The organism is Peterkaempfera podocarpi, from assembly GCF_042466665.1.
Lineage (GTDB): Bacteria > Actinomycetota > Actinomycetes > Streptomycetales > Streptomycetaceae > Peterkaempfera > Peterkaempfera podocarpi.
In genome coordinates, this window is sequence record NZ_CP162102.1 from 4,749,387 (window position 1) to 4,761,653 (window position 12,267).

General features: G+C 72.9%; 14 protein-coding genes. 9 read left to right on the forward strand and 5 right to left on the reverse strand.

Annotated features, from left to right (window positions below; translation table 11 throughout):
- Nucleotides 1–136: 136 nt before the first annotated feature.
- Nucleotides 137–1,576 carry a D-inositol-3-phosphate glycosyltransferase gene (mshA, locus tag AB0761_RS20915; protein ID WP_377270617.1) on the forward strand — a complete coding sequence of 480 codons (1,440 nt, stop codon included), beginning with the start codon at nucleotides 137–139 and terminating at the stop codon, nucleotides 1,574–1,576.
- Between the two features lie 9 nt (nucleotides 1,577–1,585).
- Nucleotides 1,586–2,104, forward strand: coding sequence for a YbjN domain-containing protein (locus AB0761_RS20920; protein ID WP_377270618.1), 519 nt, complete (start codon nucleotides 1,586–1,588; stop codon nucleotides 2,102–2,104).
- A 4-nt stretch (nucleotides 2,105–2,108) separates the two neighbouring features.
- Here AB0761_RS20920 and AB0761_RS20925 read toward each other — a convergent pair whose 3' ends face one another.
- Nucleotides 2,109–3,437 (reverse strand): MDR family MFS transporter, encoded by a 1,329-nt coding sequence (locus AB0761_RS20925; protein ID WP_377270619.1) that lies wholly within the window; start codon nucleotides 3,435–3,437, stop codon nucleotides 2,109–2,111.
- A gap of 156 nt (nucleotides 3,438–3,593) precedes the next feature.
- Between AB0761_RS20925 and AB0761_RS20930 the strand changes: the two genes are divergently transcribed.
- Entirely contained in the window at nucleotides 3,594–4,352 is a 759-nt protein-coding gene (locus AB0761_RS20930; RefSeq protein WP_377270620.1) for a phosphoglyceromutase, read from the forward strand.
- Nucleotides 4,353–4,498: 146 nt separating this feature from the next.
- Here AB0761_RS20930 and AB0761_RS20935 read toward each other — a convergent pair whose 3' ends face one another.
- The 3 genes from AB0761_RS20935 to phoU form a co-directional block, all read right to left on the reverse strand.
- Complete coding sequence (locus AB0761_RS20935; protein WP_377270621.1) at nucleotides 4,499–5,218, reverse strand: DUF4328 domain-containing protein; 720 nt, start codon at nucleotides 5,216–5,218, stop codon at nucleotides 4,499–4,501.
- Nucleotides 5,219–5,406: 188 nt separating this feature from the next.
- A complete protein-coding gene (locus AB0761_RS20940) occupies nucleotides 5,407–5,571 on the reverse strand; it encodes a hypothetical protein (protein WP_377270622.1) in 165 nt (54 codons plus the stop codon).
- A gap of 158 nt (nucleotides 5,572–5,729) precedes the next feature.
- On the reverse strand, nucleotides 5,730–6,395 hold the full coding sequence (gene phoU / locus AB0761_RS20945) for a phosphate signaling complex protein PhoU (protein ID WP_377270623.1): 666 nt from the start codon (nucleotides 6,393–6,395) through the stop codon (nucleotides 5,730–5,732).
- A 288-nt stretch (nucleotides 6,396–6,683) separates the two neighbouring features.
- Here phoU and AB0761_RS20950 point away from each other — a divergent pair, with 288 nt between their 5' ends.
- Both AB0761_RS20950 and AB0761_RS20955 read left to right on the forward strand, forming a co-directional pair.
- Nucleotides 6,684–7,976 (forward strand): sensor histidine kinase, encoded by a 1,293-nt coding sequence (locus AB0761_RS20950; protein WP_377270624.1) that lies wholly within the window; start codon nucleotides 6,684–6,686, stop codon nucleotides 7,974–7,976.
- Nucleotides 7,973–8,665, forward strand: coding sequence for a response regulator transcription factor (locus AB0761_RS20955; protein WP_377270625.1), 693 nt, complete (start codon nucleotides 7,973–7,975; stop codon nucleotides 8,663–8,665). The genes AB0761_RS20950 and AB0761_RS20955 overlap by 4 nt, the downstream gene beginning before the upstream one ends.
- Nucleotides 8,666–8,749: 84 nt before the next feature.
- Here AB0761_RS20955 and AB0761_RS20960 read toward each other — a convergent pair whose 3' ends face one another.
- Nucleotides 8,750–9,076, reverse strand: coding sequence for a hypothetical protein (locus AB0761_RS20960; RefSeq protein WP_377270626.1), 327 nt, complete (start codon nucleotides 9,074–9,076; stop codon nucleotides 8,750–8,752).
- Nucleotides 9,077–9,192: 116 nt separating this feature from the next.
- Here AB0761_RS20960 and AB0761_RS20965 point away from each other — a divergent pair, with 116 nt between their 5' ends.
- The 4 genes from AB0761_RS20965 (at nucleotide 9,193) to ispF (ending at nucleotide 12,033) form a co-directional block, all read left to right on the forward strand.
- Entirely contained in the window at nucleotides 9,193–9,318 is a 126-nt protein-coding gene (locus AB0761_RS20965) for a hypothetical protein (RefSeq protein ID WP_377270627.1), read from the forward strand.
- Nucleotides 9,319–9,930: 612 nt separating this feature from the next.
- Nucleotides 9,931–10,413, forward strand: coding sequence for a CarD family transcriptional regulator (locus AB0761_RS20970; RefSeq protein WP_014136563.1), 483 nt, complete (start codon nucleotides 9,931–9,933; stop codon nucleotides 10,411–10,413).
- A 365-nt stretch (nucleotides 10,414–10,778) separates the two neighbouring features.
- Nucleotides 10,779–11,549: a 2-C-methyl-D-erythritol 4-phosphate cytidylyltransferase gene (ispD, locus tag AB0761_RS20975; protein WP_377270628.1), complete on the forward strand. Its 771-nt coding sequence runs from the start codon at nucleotides 10,779–10,781 to the stop codon at nucleotides 11,547–11,549.
- Entirely contained in the window at nucleotides 11,539–12,033 is a 495-nt protein-coding gene (gene ispF / locus AB0761_RS20980; protein ID WP_377270629.1) for a 2-C-methyl-D-erythritol 2,4-cyclodiphosphate synthase, read from the forward strand. The genes ispD and ispF overlap by 11 nt, the downstream gene beginning before the upstream one ends.
- Nucleotides 12,034–12,267: the final 234 nt, after the last annotated feature.

Consider the following 12,267-nt stretch of genomic DNA (forward strand, 5'->3'; position numbering starts at 1 on the left):
ACGTTTTGGTCACGGGGAATCGAGTGGGCCGTTCCGGTGGTTGGTATCCGGTTGACGCGTAGTCGTGGCCCGCCCCGGGCGACGCCCGCGCCGACTGCCGGGCAGCAGCGGTGGGGGAGAACACAGGAGGACACAGGTGAGCCAGCACCCTGCACGGCCGGTACGGCGCGGGCAGCAGCAGCGTGGCCGTCTCAACCCCTTCCAGACGCTCGCCCCGAGCCGGCGCACCCGCCGTCCGCGAAGAGTGGCGATGCTCAGCGTGCACACCTCTCCACTGCACCAGCCGGGCACCGGCGACGCCGGCGGTATGAACGTCTACATCGTGGAGCTGTCCAAGCGCCTGGCGGCGCTGGGCGTCGAGGTGGAGGTCTTCACCCGGGCCACCTCCTCCGACCTGCCGCCCACCGTGGAGCTGGCGCCCGGCGTGCTGGTCCGCCATGTCACCGCCGGGCCGTACGAAGGACTGGTCAAGGAGGAGCTGCCGGCGCAGCTCTGCGCCTTCACCCACGGCGTGCTGCGGACCGAGGCCGGGCTGCGTCCCGGCCACTACGACCTGGTGCACTCCCACTACTGGCTCTCCGGTCAGGTCGGCTGGCTGGCCGCCGACCGCTGGGGCGTCCCCCTGGTGCACACCATGCACACCATGGCGAAGGTGAAGAACGCCGCGCTCGCCGAGGGCGACACCCCCGAGCCCGCGGCCCGGGTGATCGGCGAGACCCAGGTGGTCGCCGCGGCCGACCGCCTGATCGCCAACACCGACGACGAGGCGGCGGAGCTGGCCCTGCACTACGACGCCGACCCCCATCGGCTCGCCGTCGTGCACCCCGGCGTCAACCTGGAGGTCTTCCGCCCGGCCGGCCCGCGCGACCAGGGCCGCGGCAGCCCGGTCGACGAGGCGGCGGTGCGAGCGGGCCGTACGGCAGCGCGTGCCCGCCTGGGCCTGCCGGCCGAGGCCACGGTGCTGCTCTTCGCCGGGCGAATACAGCCGCTGAAGGCCCCGGACGTGCTGCTGCGCGCCGTCGCGGTGCTGCTGGAGCGCGACCCCTCGCTCCGCGAGCGGCTGGTGGTCCCCGTGGTCGGCGGCCCCAGCGGCAGCGGCCTGGCCCGTCCGGAGAGCCTGCACAAGCTCGCCGCCCAGCTGGGCATCTGCGACATCGTCCGCTTCCATCCGCCGGTCGGCCAGCCTGCGCTGGTCGACTGGTACCGAGCCGCCACCGCGCTGGTGATGCCCTCGCACAGCGAGTCCTTCGGCCTGGTCGCGCTGGAGGCGCAGGCCTGCGGCACCCCCGTGGTGGCCGCCGCGGTGGGCGGCCTCCCGGTCGCGGTGCAGGACGGCCGCACCGGCTTCCTGGTGGACGGCCACGATCCGCACGACTGGGCCCGTGTGCTGCAGCGCTTCCTGGACCACGCGGACCTGGGCGAGCGGCTGGGAGCCGCTGCCGCCCGTCGTGCCGCCCGCTTCGGCTGGGGAGCCTCGGCGGAGGCCACCGCCGAGGTCTACACCGAGGCGATGGCCCGTGCGGGGGGCGATCCGGGCCGCGGGGCCTCCCGGCTGCGCAGGGCCTCGGCGCGGTAGCGTCGCTCCATGGCCACCAGCAGCGACACCGCCCTGGAGATCCTCCGCAGCGCACTCGACGAGGCCGGCGTGGAGTGGGAGCCCAGTCCCGCCGATGCGCGCACCCTGGTCGCCAAGCTGCCGGGCACCCGCAAGCTCTCCACCACCTGCGCGCTGCGGGTCGGTGACCACACCCTCTCGGTGAACGCCTTTGTGCTGCGCCGCCCCGACGAGAACCACGAGGGGGTCTACCGCTGGCTGCTGGAGCGCAACACCCGCCTCTACGGGATCGCCTATGCGGTGGACCGGCTCGGCGACGTCTACCTGGTGGGGCGGCTGCCGCTGGCCGCCGTCACCGCGGAGGAGGTGGACCGGCTGCTGGGCACCGTGCTGGAGAACGCCGACGAGCCCTTCAACACCCTGCTGGAACTGGGCTTCTCCTCCGCCATCCGCCGGGAGTGGGAGTGGCGCACCAAGCGCGGCGAGTCCACCCGCAACCTGGCGGCCTTCACCCATCTGGCCGCAGCGCCGCAGACCGGCGAGGGCTGACGGCTCAGGAGGCGGACTCCGCCGGGGCCGCCACCGGCGCCGCGCCCGCCGCCACGGTGGAGGACGCAGCCGGACGGCTGCCCACCAGCAGTCCGTAGCCCACCGCGGCCAGCGTCCCCAGTACCGCGCACGACCCCCAGACCGCCCCGCCGCCTGCCCGGTCCAGCAGGAACCCGCCGACCGCCGGGGCCAGGAAGGACGCTCCCGACCAGGAGAGCGAGTACACGCCCTGGTAGCGGCCGCGGGCCTCGGCCGGCGACAGCTCGGCCACCAGCGCCATGGTGGTCGGCGCCTGGATGATCTCGCCGATGGTCCACACCGCCACGGTCATCGCATAGAAGGCGGCCGAGTGTGCCAGCGCGGTGAGACCGAAGCCCCAGCCGGTCAGCAGTGCCGCGGTGACCAGCAGGGCGGCCCGGCTGCGGTGTGCCGTCAGCCTGGTCACCGGGATCTGCAGCAGCACGATCAGCAGGCCGTTGAGACCGATGACCAGGCCGTACTGGGTGGTCGAGAGCCCGGCCGCACCCATGTCCACCGCCAGGGTGGTGCTGCCCTGCTGGGAGACCAGCGCCACCAGGAAGGTGAGTCCCACCAGCGCCATGAACGGTCCGTCGCTCAGCACCCGCCCGAGGCCGGTCCGAGTCCGTCCGGTGCTGCCCTGGGCCGGGCGGACGCCGTCGGCGGCGCCCGCCGTGCGGCCGACCTCGGGCCTGGTCTCGGGGACCCTGGCGAACACCACCAGGGCGCAGAGCAGAGTGGCTGCGGCGTCGGCGAGGAAGAGCAGCAGATACCCGTGGGCGGCGACCAGCCCGGCCACCGCGGCGGACACCCCGAAGCCGATGTTGATGGCCCAGTAGTTGAGTGAGAACGCGCGCACCCGGTCCTCGGGCGCCACCAGGTCGGCCATGATCGCCGCGACCGCGGGACGGGAGGCGTTGCTGGTCAGTCCGAGCAGCAGGGCGGTGACGGCGATGGCCACCTGGCCCTGCGCCAGCCCCAGCAGCACGGTGAACGCCGCGGTGCCCAGCTGGGCGCCCAGCAGGGTGGGCCGGCGTCCGACCCGGTCCGCCAGCACCCCGCCGACCAGCGCCGCGACCGCGCAGCCCAGCCCGTAGAGGGAGGCGACCAGCCCGGCGTAGGTGGCCGAGTAGCCGCGGCCGGCGGTCAGATAGAGGGCGAGGAAGGTGACGACGAACCCGCCCAGCCGGTTGACCAGGGTGCTGGTCCACAGCCACCAGAAGCTGCTGGGCAGCCCGCCGGTGGTCTCCGCCACCGCTCGGCGCAGTCCGGAGCGGGTCGTCGGTCCGGAGCGGGAGGACGGTGCGGGTGGCATGGGACGGCTCCGGAGCGGCAGAAGGGGACAGCGGATTGCGCTGAACGCGACAGGGCGCACCGCTCACCCTGCAGGTAAGTGGTGGATCCCAGGAGAGGATATTACGCAGCAGGGCTCCGGTGCGGCCAGCGGATTTCCCTCGTTTAGGCTGTGACCATGGCTGACTCCCCGTACCGACTCGTGCTGCTCCGCCATGGCGAGAGCGAGTGGAACCAGAAGAACCTCTTCACCGGTTGGGTCGACGTCGACCTCAACGCCAAGGGCGAGACCGAGGCCGCGCGCGGTGGCGAGCTGCTCGCCGCCGAGGGCCTGCTCCCCGATGTACTGCACACCTCGCTGCTGCGCCGCGCCATCCGCACCGCGCAGATCGCCCTGGACAAGGCCGACCGCCACTGGATCCCGGTCCGCCGCAGCTGGCGGCTGAACGAGCGCCACTACGGCGCCCTCCAGGGCAAGGACAAGGCGCAGACCCTCGCCGAGTTCGGCGAGGAGCAGTTCCAGCTGTGGCGCCGCTCCTACGACACCCCGCCGCCGGCGCTCGAGGACGGCGCCGAGTTCTCCCAGGCCGCGGACGCCCGCTATGCGGAGATCCCCAGCGAGGTGCGCCCGCGCACCGAGTGCCTCAAGGACGTCGTGGTCCGCATGCTGCCCTACTGGTACGACGCGATCGTGCCGGACCTTGCGGCCGGCCGCACCGTGCTGGTCACCGCGCACGGCAACAGCCTGCGCGCTCTGGTGAAGCACCTCGACGGCATCTCCGACGAGGCCATCGCCGGTCTCAACATCCCCACCGGCATCCCGCTGCTCTACGAGCTGGACGCCGACTTCAAGCCGCTCACCCCCGGTGGCCGCTACCTCGACCCCGAGGCGGCCGCGTCCGCCATCGAGGCTGTGAAGAACCAGGGCAAGAAGTAACCCTCTGCACGATCGCGCCCCGTACCAGCGGCTTGTCCGCCGGTACGGGGCGCGATCGTGTTCAGGGCCCGCTGTGGGCCGTCAGCGCTTCGGACAGCGCGCCTCGCAGACCGTCTCGACGGCCCGCCGGGTCCGGGTCGGGAGGGTCAGCGGACCGGCGGTCGGTGGGAGGCGAGCTTGCGCACCGGGCGGTCGGTGGCGTGGGGACTCCGGGGCACCGGGCCCGGCAGGGGTGCTGTCGGGCCGGGGAACGGGGGAGTCGGCCGGAGCGCGCCGAAGGGGTGGCCCTGGTAGGTCCGGGCGCGCTGCAGGGCGGTGATGTGCTGGATCAGCAGGACCGCCAGGACGGCTGCGGAGACATTCAGCATCTGGACCAGGGCGACGACCGCGAGCGAGTCCTGATGGTCCGTCCAGGAGATCGCCACGGCAGTTCCCTGGTGTGCCAGCCAGGCCGCCCACCAGGCGTTCACCAGGCTGCTGCTGCCCGGGTCGGGGGTGGTGTCGTCCGTGCTCGCCCGGCAGATGTCCACGGCGACCCGCCGGGGTATCCACCACATCGCGACCGGCACGAACCAGCCGCCCGCGGCCCAGCCGGGTGCGTAGGCGGCCGTGTGCGGCTTGAATTCCTCCGCGTTCCGCCGGGAGCGGCGGAACCAGAGAATGAAGAGCACCACGGCGACCAGGTACAGGTCGGCCGACAACTGGGACGCCAGGGCCGCCCAGGTGCCGGGGCCCGGGGCCGTCGGGTCGAGGTGGTGCGCCCTGAGGGCGAAGGCCCGGAGGAGGTCCACCAGAGCGACAGCCGTGATGGCGGCTTGGGCGGACCGGGCGAGCGGCCAGCCGGCGTGGACACCTGGGCGCGGCATGCGGGAGTCCTGTCTGCGAGGAGCCGCACGGACGTCGGCGGCGGGCGGTGACGGCGGCTGATCCTATGGCCGGTCCGCCGGCCGCGGCGAGTGGTTCGGGCAGCGTGGCTCCGGTACCCGCCGATGTGCGTCGGTGGCCCGGCCTCCCCCGCGGGGGAGGCCGGGCCACCGGGTGGGAGCAGGCCGGGTCAGCCGCAGCCGCCGCCGCAGCGGCAGCTGCCCCCCGACTTGCAGCCGCAGCTGCAACCGGACCCGCAGCCGCAGACGGCGACCAGCGGCAGCGGGATGCCCGAGGTGTCGGAGGCGGGCGGTTCGATCGGGGTGGCGTCGACAGGGGTGGGGGCTTCCTTCATCCGTGGACCCTCCTTGTGCGGACATGCCGGGTACGGGCACGTCTGATCACCGATTGAAACGGCGGTCTCCACGGAGCGTCAACGGCGCGCGGGCGCAGGGTGGTCCGGGGACCGTGACCCCGCCGCCCCCCTCACCGGGGTTTAGCCGACCCGGGCGGTCAGCGGTTCTCCGGGGTGAACTCGTCCGCGTGCTCACCGGTCACCAGGAACACCACCCGCTTGGCCACCGAGACCGCATGGTCGGCGAACCGCTCGTAGTAGCGGCCGCACAGGGTGACGTCCACCGCGGTCTCGATGCCGTGCTGCCACCGGTCGTCCAGCAGATGTGCGAAGAGCTCCCGGTGCAGCTGGTCCATCTCGTCGTCGTCGCGCTCCAGCTCCAGCGCGGCGTCCACGTCTTTGGTGGCGATCACCAGTCCGGCCTTGGCCACCAGCCGCTGCGCCAGCTGACCCATCTCCAGCACGATGCTGTGCAGGTCGCGGGGGACGGCGGAGTCGGGGTAGCGCAGCCGGGCGAGCTTGGCGACATGGCGGGCCAGGTCGCCGGAACGCTCCAGGTCGGCGCTCATCCGCAGCGAGGTGACCACGATCCGGAGGTCGGTGGCGACCGGCTGCTGCCGGGCCAGCAGGTCGATGGCGCGGTTCTCCAGCTCGTGGTGGAGGTTGTCCACCTTCTCGTCGGCGGCGATCACGCTCTCGGCGAGCGCCAGGTCGGCGTCGAGCAGTGCCGTCGTGGCCCGGCCCATCGCGGACCCGACCAGCCGCGCCATCTCGATGAGGCCGTCGCCGATCGAGTCGAGCTCCTCGTGGTACGCGTCGCGCATTGTCGTCCTCCCGGCTGCCGCCCCGGTGGTTCCGGAGGCGGACGAAGCAGTGTGTCGCATGGTGGTGGCGGGCCCATGTGCCGGGTCCGGCCGCCCGCCGGGCGGGCCCGGCGGCGCCCGCCTGCAGCCTCGCTGGGCGGGTGCAACCAGGGTGCGCCGTCCGGGCGACCCGGCATCGCTCACCGAGTGAACCATCGGCCTCATGCAGGTGAATTCTCGGCAACCAGTCGCCGATCGCTGCCTTTGGGCCTTGGGGCAGGTCAGCGCGGTGCGCTTACGCTGGGCGGCATGGACGTGAACGCCGCCGCCGCCGCAGCCTGCGCCGTAGCCGGGCTCGGCGTCGGCCTCACCGCCTCGCTCGCCTTCCGGTGGAGCGAGCGCGAGCAGGCGCGCAGCCGGGCGGGGTTGATCCCGCACGAGGCGCCGCTGCCCCCGGGCGTGGACACCGTGCTCTCGGTGCTGCGCTCCTGCGCGATCGTGCTCGGCGACGGCGACGAGGTCGTCAAGGCCAGCTCCTCCGCCTATGCGATGGGACTGGTGCGCGGTGGCCGGATGGCCATAGACGAGATGCTGCACCTGGCCCGCGCCACCCGCAGGGACGGGGAGATCCGCCAGGTCGAACTGGACCTGCCCAAGCCCGGTCTCACCAGACCCGGCGGCGACCCCTTCGCCGTCTCCGTACGTGTGGCCCCGCTGGGTTCCCGGCTGGTCCTGGTGCTGGTGGAGGACCTCACCGAGGCCCGCCGGATCGAGGCGGTCCGCCGTGACTTCGTGGCCAATGTCAGCCATGAGCTCAAGACCCCGGTGGGCGCCCTGTCGCTGCTCTCCGAGGCGGTGCTGGACGCCAGCGACGACCCCGAGGCGGTACGCCGCTTCGCGGGCCGGATGCAGATCGAGTCGACCCGGCTGACCAGCCTGGTCCAGGAGATCATCGACCTCTCGCGGGTCCAGGACGACCAGCGGCTGCCCGATCCCGAGCCGGTCTCGGTGGACGAGCTGATCGCCGAGTCCATCGACCGCTCCCGGCACCAGGCCGCCGCCAAGCAGATCACCATGGCGGCGGGCGGCACCAACGGCCTCCATCTGCACGGCAACCGCGGTCAGCTGGCCGCGGCGCTGGGTAATCTGGTGGAGAACGCGGTCAACTACAGCACCCCCCGCACCCGGGTGGCGATCGCCGCCCGCACGGTCGCCGGGGTCGACGACAAGGGCTATGCCGACGGCACCGTCCTGGTCGAGATCTCCGTCAGCGACCAGGGGATCGGTATCTCCGAGAAGGACCGCGAGCGGATCTTCGAGCGGTTCTACCGGGTCGACCCCGCCCGCTCCCGGGCCACCGGGGGAACCGGGCTCGGGCTCTCCATCGTCAAGCACGTCGCCGCCTCGCACGGGGGCACCGTCTCGGTCTGGAGCGTGGAGGGGCAGGGGTCCACCTTCACCCTGCGGCTTCCGGCCGGAGAGGCCCCCGCCGACACCGACGAGTCCGGCCTCCCGGGCTCCGCTTCTTCCCACTCCACGGGCTCCACCCAGGTCAGGGAGCCCGCCCCCGCATCCATTCCTGCCCCGGAGGTCCTTCCGTGACCAGAGTGCTCGTCGTCGAGGACGAGGAATCGTTCAGCGACGCCCTGTCCTACATGCTCCGCAAGGAGGGCTTCGAAGTGGCGGTGGCCGCCACCGGGCCCGACGCCCTGGAGCAGTTCGAGCGCAATGGCGCGGACCTGGTCCTGCTGGACCTGATGCTGCCCGGGCTGCCCGGCACCGAGGTCTGCCGCCAGCTGCGGGTCCGCTCCAGCGTCCCGGTGATCATGGTCACCGCCAAGGACAGCGAGATCGACAAGGTGGTCGGCCTGGAGATAGGGGCCGACGACTACGTCACCAAGCCGTACTCCACCCGCGAGCTGGTCGCCCGGATCAGGGCGGTGCTGCGCCGCCGGGGCGAGGAGAGCGGGGCCGCGGCCGCCGGCGGGCCCGGCGCGCTGGAGGCCGGTCCGGTCCGGATGGATGTGGACCGGCACGTGGTGACCGTGGACGGCGCCAAGGTCGACCTTCCGCTCAAGGAGTTCGACCTGCTGGAGATGCTGCTCCGCAACGCCGGCCGGGTGCTCACCCGGATGCAGCTGATAGACCGGGTCTGGGGCGCCGACTACGTGGGCGACACCAAGACGCTGGATGTGCACGTCAAGCGGCTGAGGGCGAAGATCGAGCCCGACCCCGGGGCCCCTCGCTACCTGGTGACGGTCCGCGGCCTGGGCTACAAGTTCGAGCCCTGACCGGCCCCGGGCTCGGTGCAGTCCGCTTGTGACGACGCCCCCGGGAGCAACTGCTCCCGGGGGCGTCGAGGTGTGCGGGGAGGGTCAGCCCTGGGAGCCGGAGGCGCCGCTGACCGTGGACGATGCACCGGCGCCCGCCGTGGCGGTGCCACCGCTGTGGACGGCGCGGCCTGCGGCGGTGGCGCCCGGGGTGGCGGAGCCGGTGACCAGCGGGCTCGCGGTGCCTGCGCCGGTGGCGCCCGCGGTGGGCAGGGTGCCCTGGGTGGCCGCCGGGCTGGGAGCCGCGGGGGCGAAGGAGGCGTAGTCGCCGCGGCCGGAGACCACCGCGGCCTGCGTGTTGACGGTGCCGGCGGACTCGAAGGCGAAGGTCACCTTGGCGTACCCGCCCTCCTGCACCTTGGCGTCGGTCACCTGGGCGGTCGGCTGGCCGGGGCCGCCGAGCAGCAGGGAGTCCCCGGCGGGGATGGTGATGCTGCACCCGCGCCCCGTTGGGGCCGACGAACTCCGCGGCCCCGGCGTCGCCGACGGTGATCGACCTCAGCACCTCGGCGCTGGTGCCGGAGTTGCTGATGTTGACGCTGACGGCGGCCGGGCGGGTCTCGGTCTCGGCCGCGCCGGCACCACGGGTGACCAGCAGGATGTTGTTCAGCTGAAGGTTGTCGCCGATCGAGGTCGCCGCGTTGTCCGGCTTGACCTGCAGCGTCGCCGCGTCGTTGCTGGCTGCGCAGGCGGACAGGGGAGCGATCGCGAGGACGAGAGCGGCGATGGCGCCGTTCCGAAGGCTGCGGCTCACGGCGGCGTTTTCTCCTTGGACGGGTACAGGCGGGGCAGTACGGGCTTAGGTTACCGATCGTCTTCTATCCACTCTCATGGGGTGGGCCCGTGTCGCGCCGGGGCGCCCGTACGGCGCTGTGAGGCGCGGCACACCGCGCGTGATGTCCGGCACCGGCGTGTGCGTCCGGAGTGCGCCCATACGCCCCGAGCTGTGCATCTCCCGTTCACCCGCTGTGGAAGCGCTGCTCCGGACGACTGTCGGAACACGAACCGGGTGCGGCCGAAAGGCAAGATCGAATAGGGGTTTCGACGATGTTTCACTGAGTCGCCGAACCGCTTCCCACCTGCGGGAAGCCCATCTCGAACTGGGGTCGCAGCACGCCACAGGGGCGGTTGTCAAGCCCTGAGACCGGCCCTGACCTGCGAAAACGCCCTTCGGATACGGCGGAACACGTGTTATTCTGGAAAGCCACGGAAGGGGTACCTGTCACATGACGTTCAAGGTTGGCGACACCGTGGTCTACCCCCATCACGGGGCCGCGCTGATCGAGGCCATCGAAACTCGCCAGATCAAAGGTGTGGACAAGACCTACCTGGTGCTCAAGGTGCAGCAGGGCGACCTGACGCTGCGCGTGCCCGCGGAGAACGCAGAGTTCGTAGGCGTGCGCGACGTGGTCGGCCAGGAGGGTCTGGACCGGGTCTTCGAGGTGCTGCGTGCACCGTACACCGAGGAGCCCACCAACTGGTCCCGACGCTACAAGGCCAATCTCGAGAAGCTGGCCTCGGGCGACGTTATCAAGGTCGCGGAGGTTGTGCGTGATCTTTGGCGTCGCGAGCGCGAGCGCGGACTTTCCGCCGGTGAGAAGCGAATGCTGGCGAAGGCCCGCCAGATCCTGGTGAGCGAGCTTGCGCTCGCCGAGAACACCAATGAGGACAAGGCCGAGACACTGCTCGACGAGGTCCTCGCCTCCTGAGCGACAACAGACGGTGCCCTCGGTGAGCGGTCACGGTCCTCGGGGCCGCCGCCGAAACCGTTGTCGCCTCAGCGCCCGTAGCGGTGCGCCCTGACGTACAGGGTGTGCAGTGCTCCGGGCGCTGAGGCGTACCGGGCTCGGGCGCGTCTGCGCCGCTGCTCCGTACGCCGGGATCCGCGCTGTGCCGTGGGCTGCCGCCCGGTGGTGCCCCCGGTGCACAGGGTGTGCGTGGTGCCGATGGTGCCGCGCTGGGTCTGCGCGCTCGGCCGCCTCTCCCGACCCGCCCACTGCCGACTCCCCCGTGCCGCCCGGGCCGACACGGAAGGGATACTCGCACTGAGGCGAGCGGCCCGGTCCGGCACGCCTTGGCCATACCCACATCGCCGAAGGAACGAAACCTGAACGCCGCAGCAGTGGTTCCCGCCGCCGGGCGGGGCGAACGACTGGGCCCCGGTGCCCCCAAGGCCCTGCGTGAACTCGGTGGGGTCCCCATGCTGGTGCACGCCGTCCGGGCGCTGGCGCGCTCGCGCGCCGTCGGCCTGGTCGTGGTGGCCGCGCCGCCGGACGGCGTGGCCGAGGTGGCCGCGCTGCTGGGCGACCACGGGCTCCCCCGCGGGGAGATCCGGGTGGTCGCCGGCGGCGCCAGCCGCCAGGAGTCCGTACGACTGGGCCTGGCGGCCGTCCCCGAGGACGTCGAGGTGGTGCTGGTGCACGACGCCGCCCGCCCGCTGGTCCCGGTCGAGGTGGTGGACGCGGTGGTCGAGGCCGTCCGCGGTGGCGCCGAAGCCGTCGTCCCGGCGGTACCGCTCGCCGACACCGTCAAGCGGGTGGAACCCCGTGCCGACGGCACCCCCGAGCCGGTGCTCGACACACCCGACCGGGCCTCGCTGCGCGCGGTGCAGACCCCGCAGGGGTTCCGGCGGGAGACGCTGCAGACCGTGCACGACCGGGCGCTGACCGATGAGTCGGTGGGCGCGCTGCCGCAGGTCACCGATGACGCCGGACTGGTGGAGCGGTACGGCGGCACGGTCGTGGTCGTCCCCGGACACGGTGAGGCCTTCAAGGTCACCCGCCCCCTGGACCTCGTCCTGGCCGAGGCCGTACTCGCCCGACGGAGGGCCACCGATGGGTTCTGAGCCGCCCCTGCTGCCCCGGGTGGGCATCGGCACCGATGTGCACGCCTTCGAGGCCGGCCGTCCGCTCTGGGTCGCGGGCCTGGAGTGGCCCGGGTCCGAGGCCGGACTGGCGGGGCACTCCGACGGCGATGTCGCCGCCCATGCCGCCTGCGACGCGCTCTTCTCGGCGGCCGGTCTCGGCGATCTGGGCGCCCACTTCGGCACCGACCGCCCCGAGTGGTCGGGCGCCTCCGGGGTGCGGCTGCTGGCCGAGGCCGCGCGGATCGTCCGCGCCGCCGGCTTTGAGATCGGCAATGTCGCCATCCAGGTGGTGGGTGTCCGCCCCAAGATCGGCAAGCGCCGGGCGGAGGCCCAGGCGGCACTCTCCGCGGCCGCGGCGGCCCCGGTCTCGGTCTCCGGCACCACCACCGACGGCCTGGGCCTCACCGGCCGGGCCGAAGGTCTGGCGGCGATCGCCACCGCGCTGGTCTACCCGGCACGGTAGGCCCGGTCCTGGCGGGGCCCGCATCCGCGGCTGTCGAGCTGCGCGGCCGAACGCACCACCGCGGCCGGTCGACGGCCCCTCCGGCGCGTACCGCGGGCCTGCGGCTTCGACCGCCCCGACGACGTCCGTGCGGTGGTGCGGATCCGGCCCGCAAAGGCCGTCGAGCACCGCTGACCCGGCCCCCGGCCGGATCGCAGTGGACCCGTGACCACCCCGCGGCGGATTCGTCGCGGG

Coding starts and splice junctions, on each gene's coding strand:
- AB0761_RS20950 (WP_377270624.1), top strand. CDS start 6,684: ATGGACGTGAACGCCGCCGCCGCCGCAGCCTGCGCCGTAGCCGGGCTC.
- AB0761_RS20935 (WP_377270621.1), bottom strand. CDS start 5,218: ATGCCGCGCCCAGGTGTCCACGCCGGCTGGCCGCTCGCCCGGTCCGCC.
- AB0761_RS20930 (WP_377270620.1), top strand. CDS start 3,594: ATGGCTGACTCCCCGTACCGACTCGTGCTGCTCCGCCATGGCGAGAGC.
- ispF (WP_377270629.1), top strand. CDS start 11,539: ATGGGTTCTGAGCCGCCCCTGCTGCCCCGGGTGGGCATCGGCACCGAT.
- AB0761_RS20920 (WP_377270618.1), top strand. CDS start 1,586: ATGGCCACCAGCAGCGACACCGCCCTGGAGATCCTCCGCAGCGCACTC.
- phoU (WP_377270623.1), bottom strand. CDS start 6,395: ATGCGCGACGCGTACCACGAGGAGCTCGACTCGATCGGCGACGGCCTC.
- AB0761_RS20970 (WP_014136563.1), top strand. CDS start 9,931: ATGACGTTCAAGGTTGGCGACACCGTGGTCTACCCCCATCACGGGGCC.
- AB0761_RS20940 (WP_377270622.1), bottom strand. CDS start 5,571: ATGAAGGAAGCCCCCACCCCTGTCGACGCCACCCCGATCGAACCGCCC.
- AB0761_RS20925 (WP_377270619.1), bottom strand. CDS start 3,437: ATGCCACCCGCACCGTCCTCCCGCTCCGGACCGACGACCCGCTCCGGA.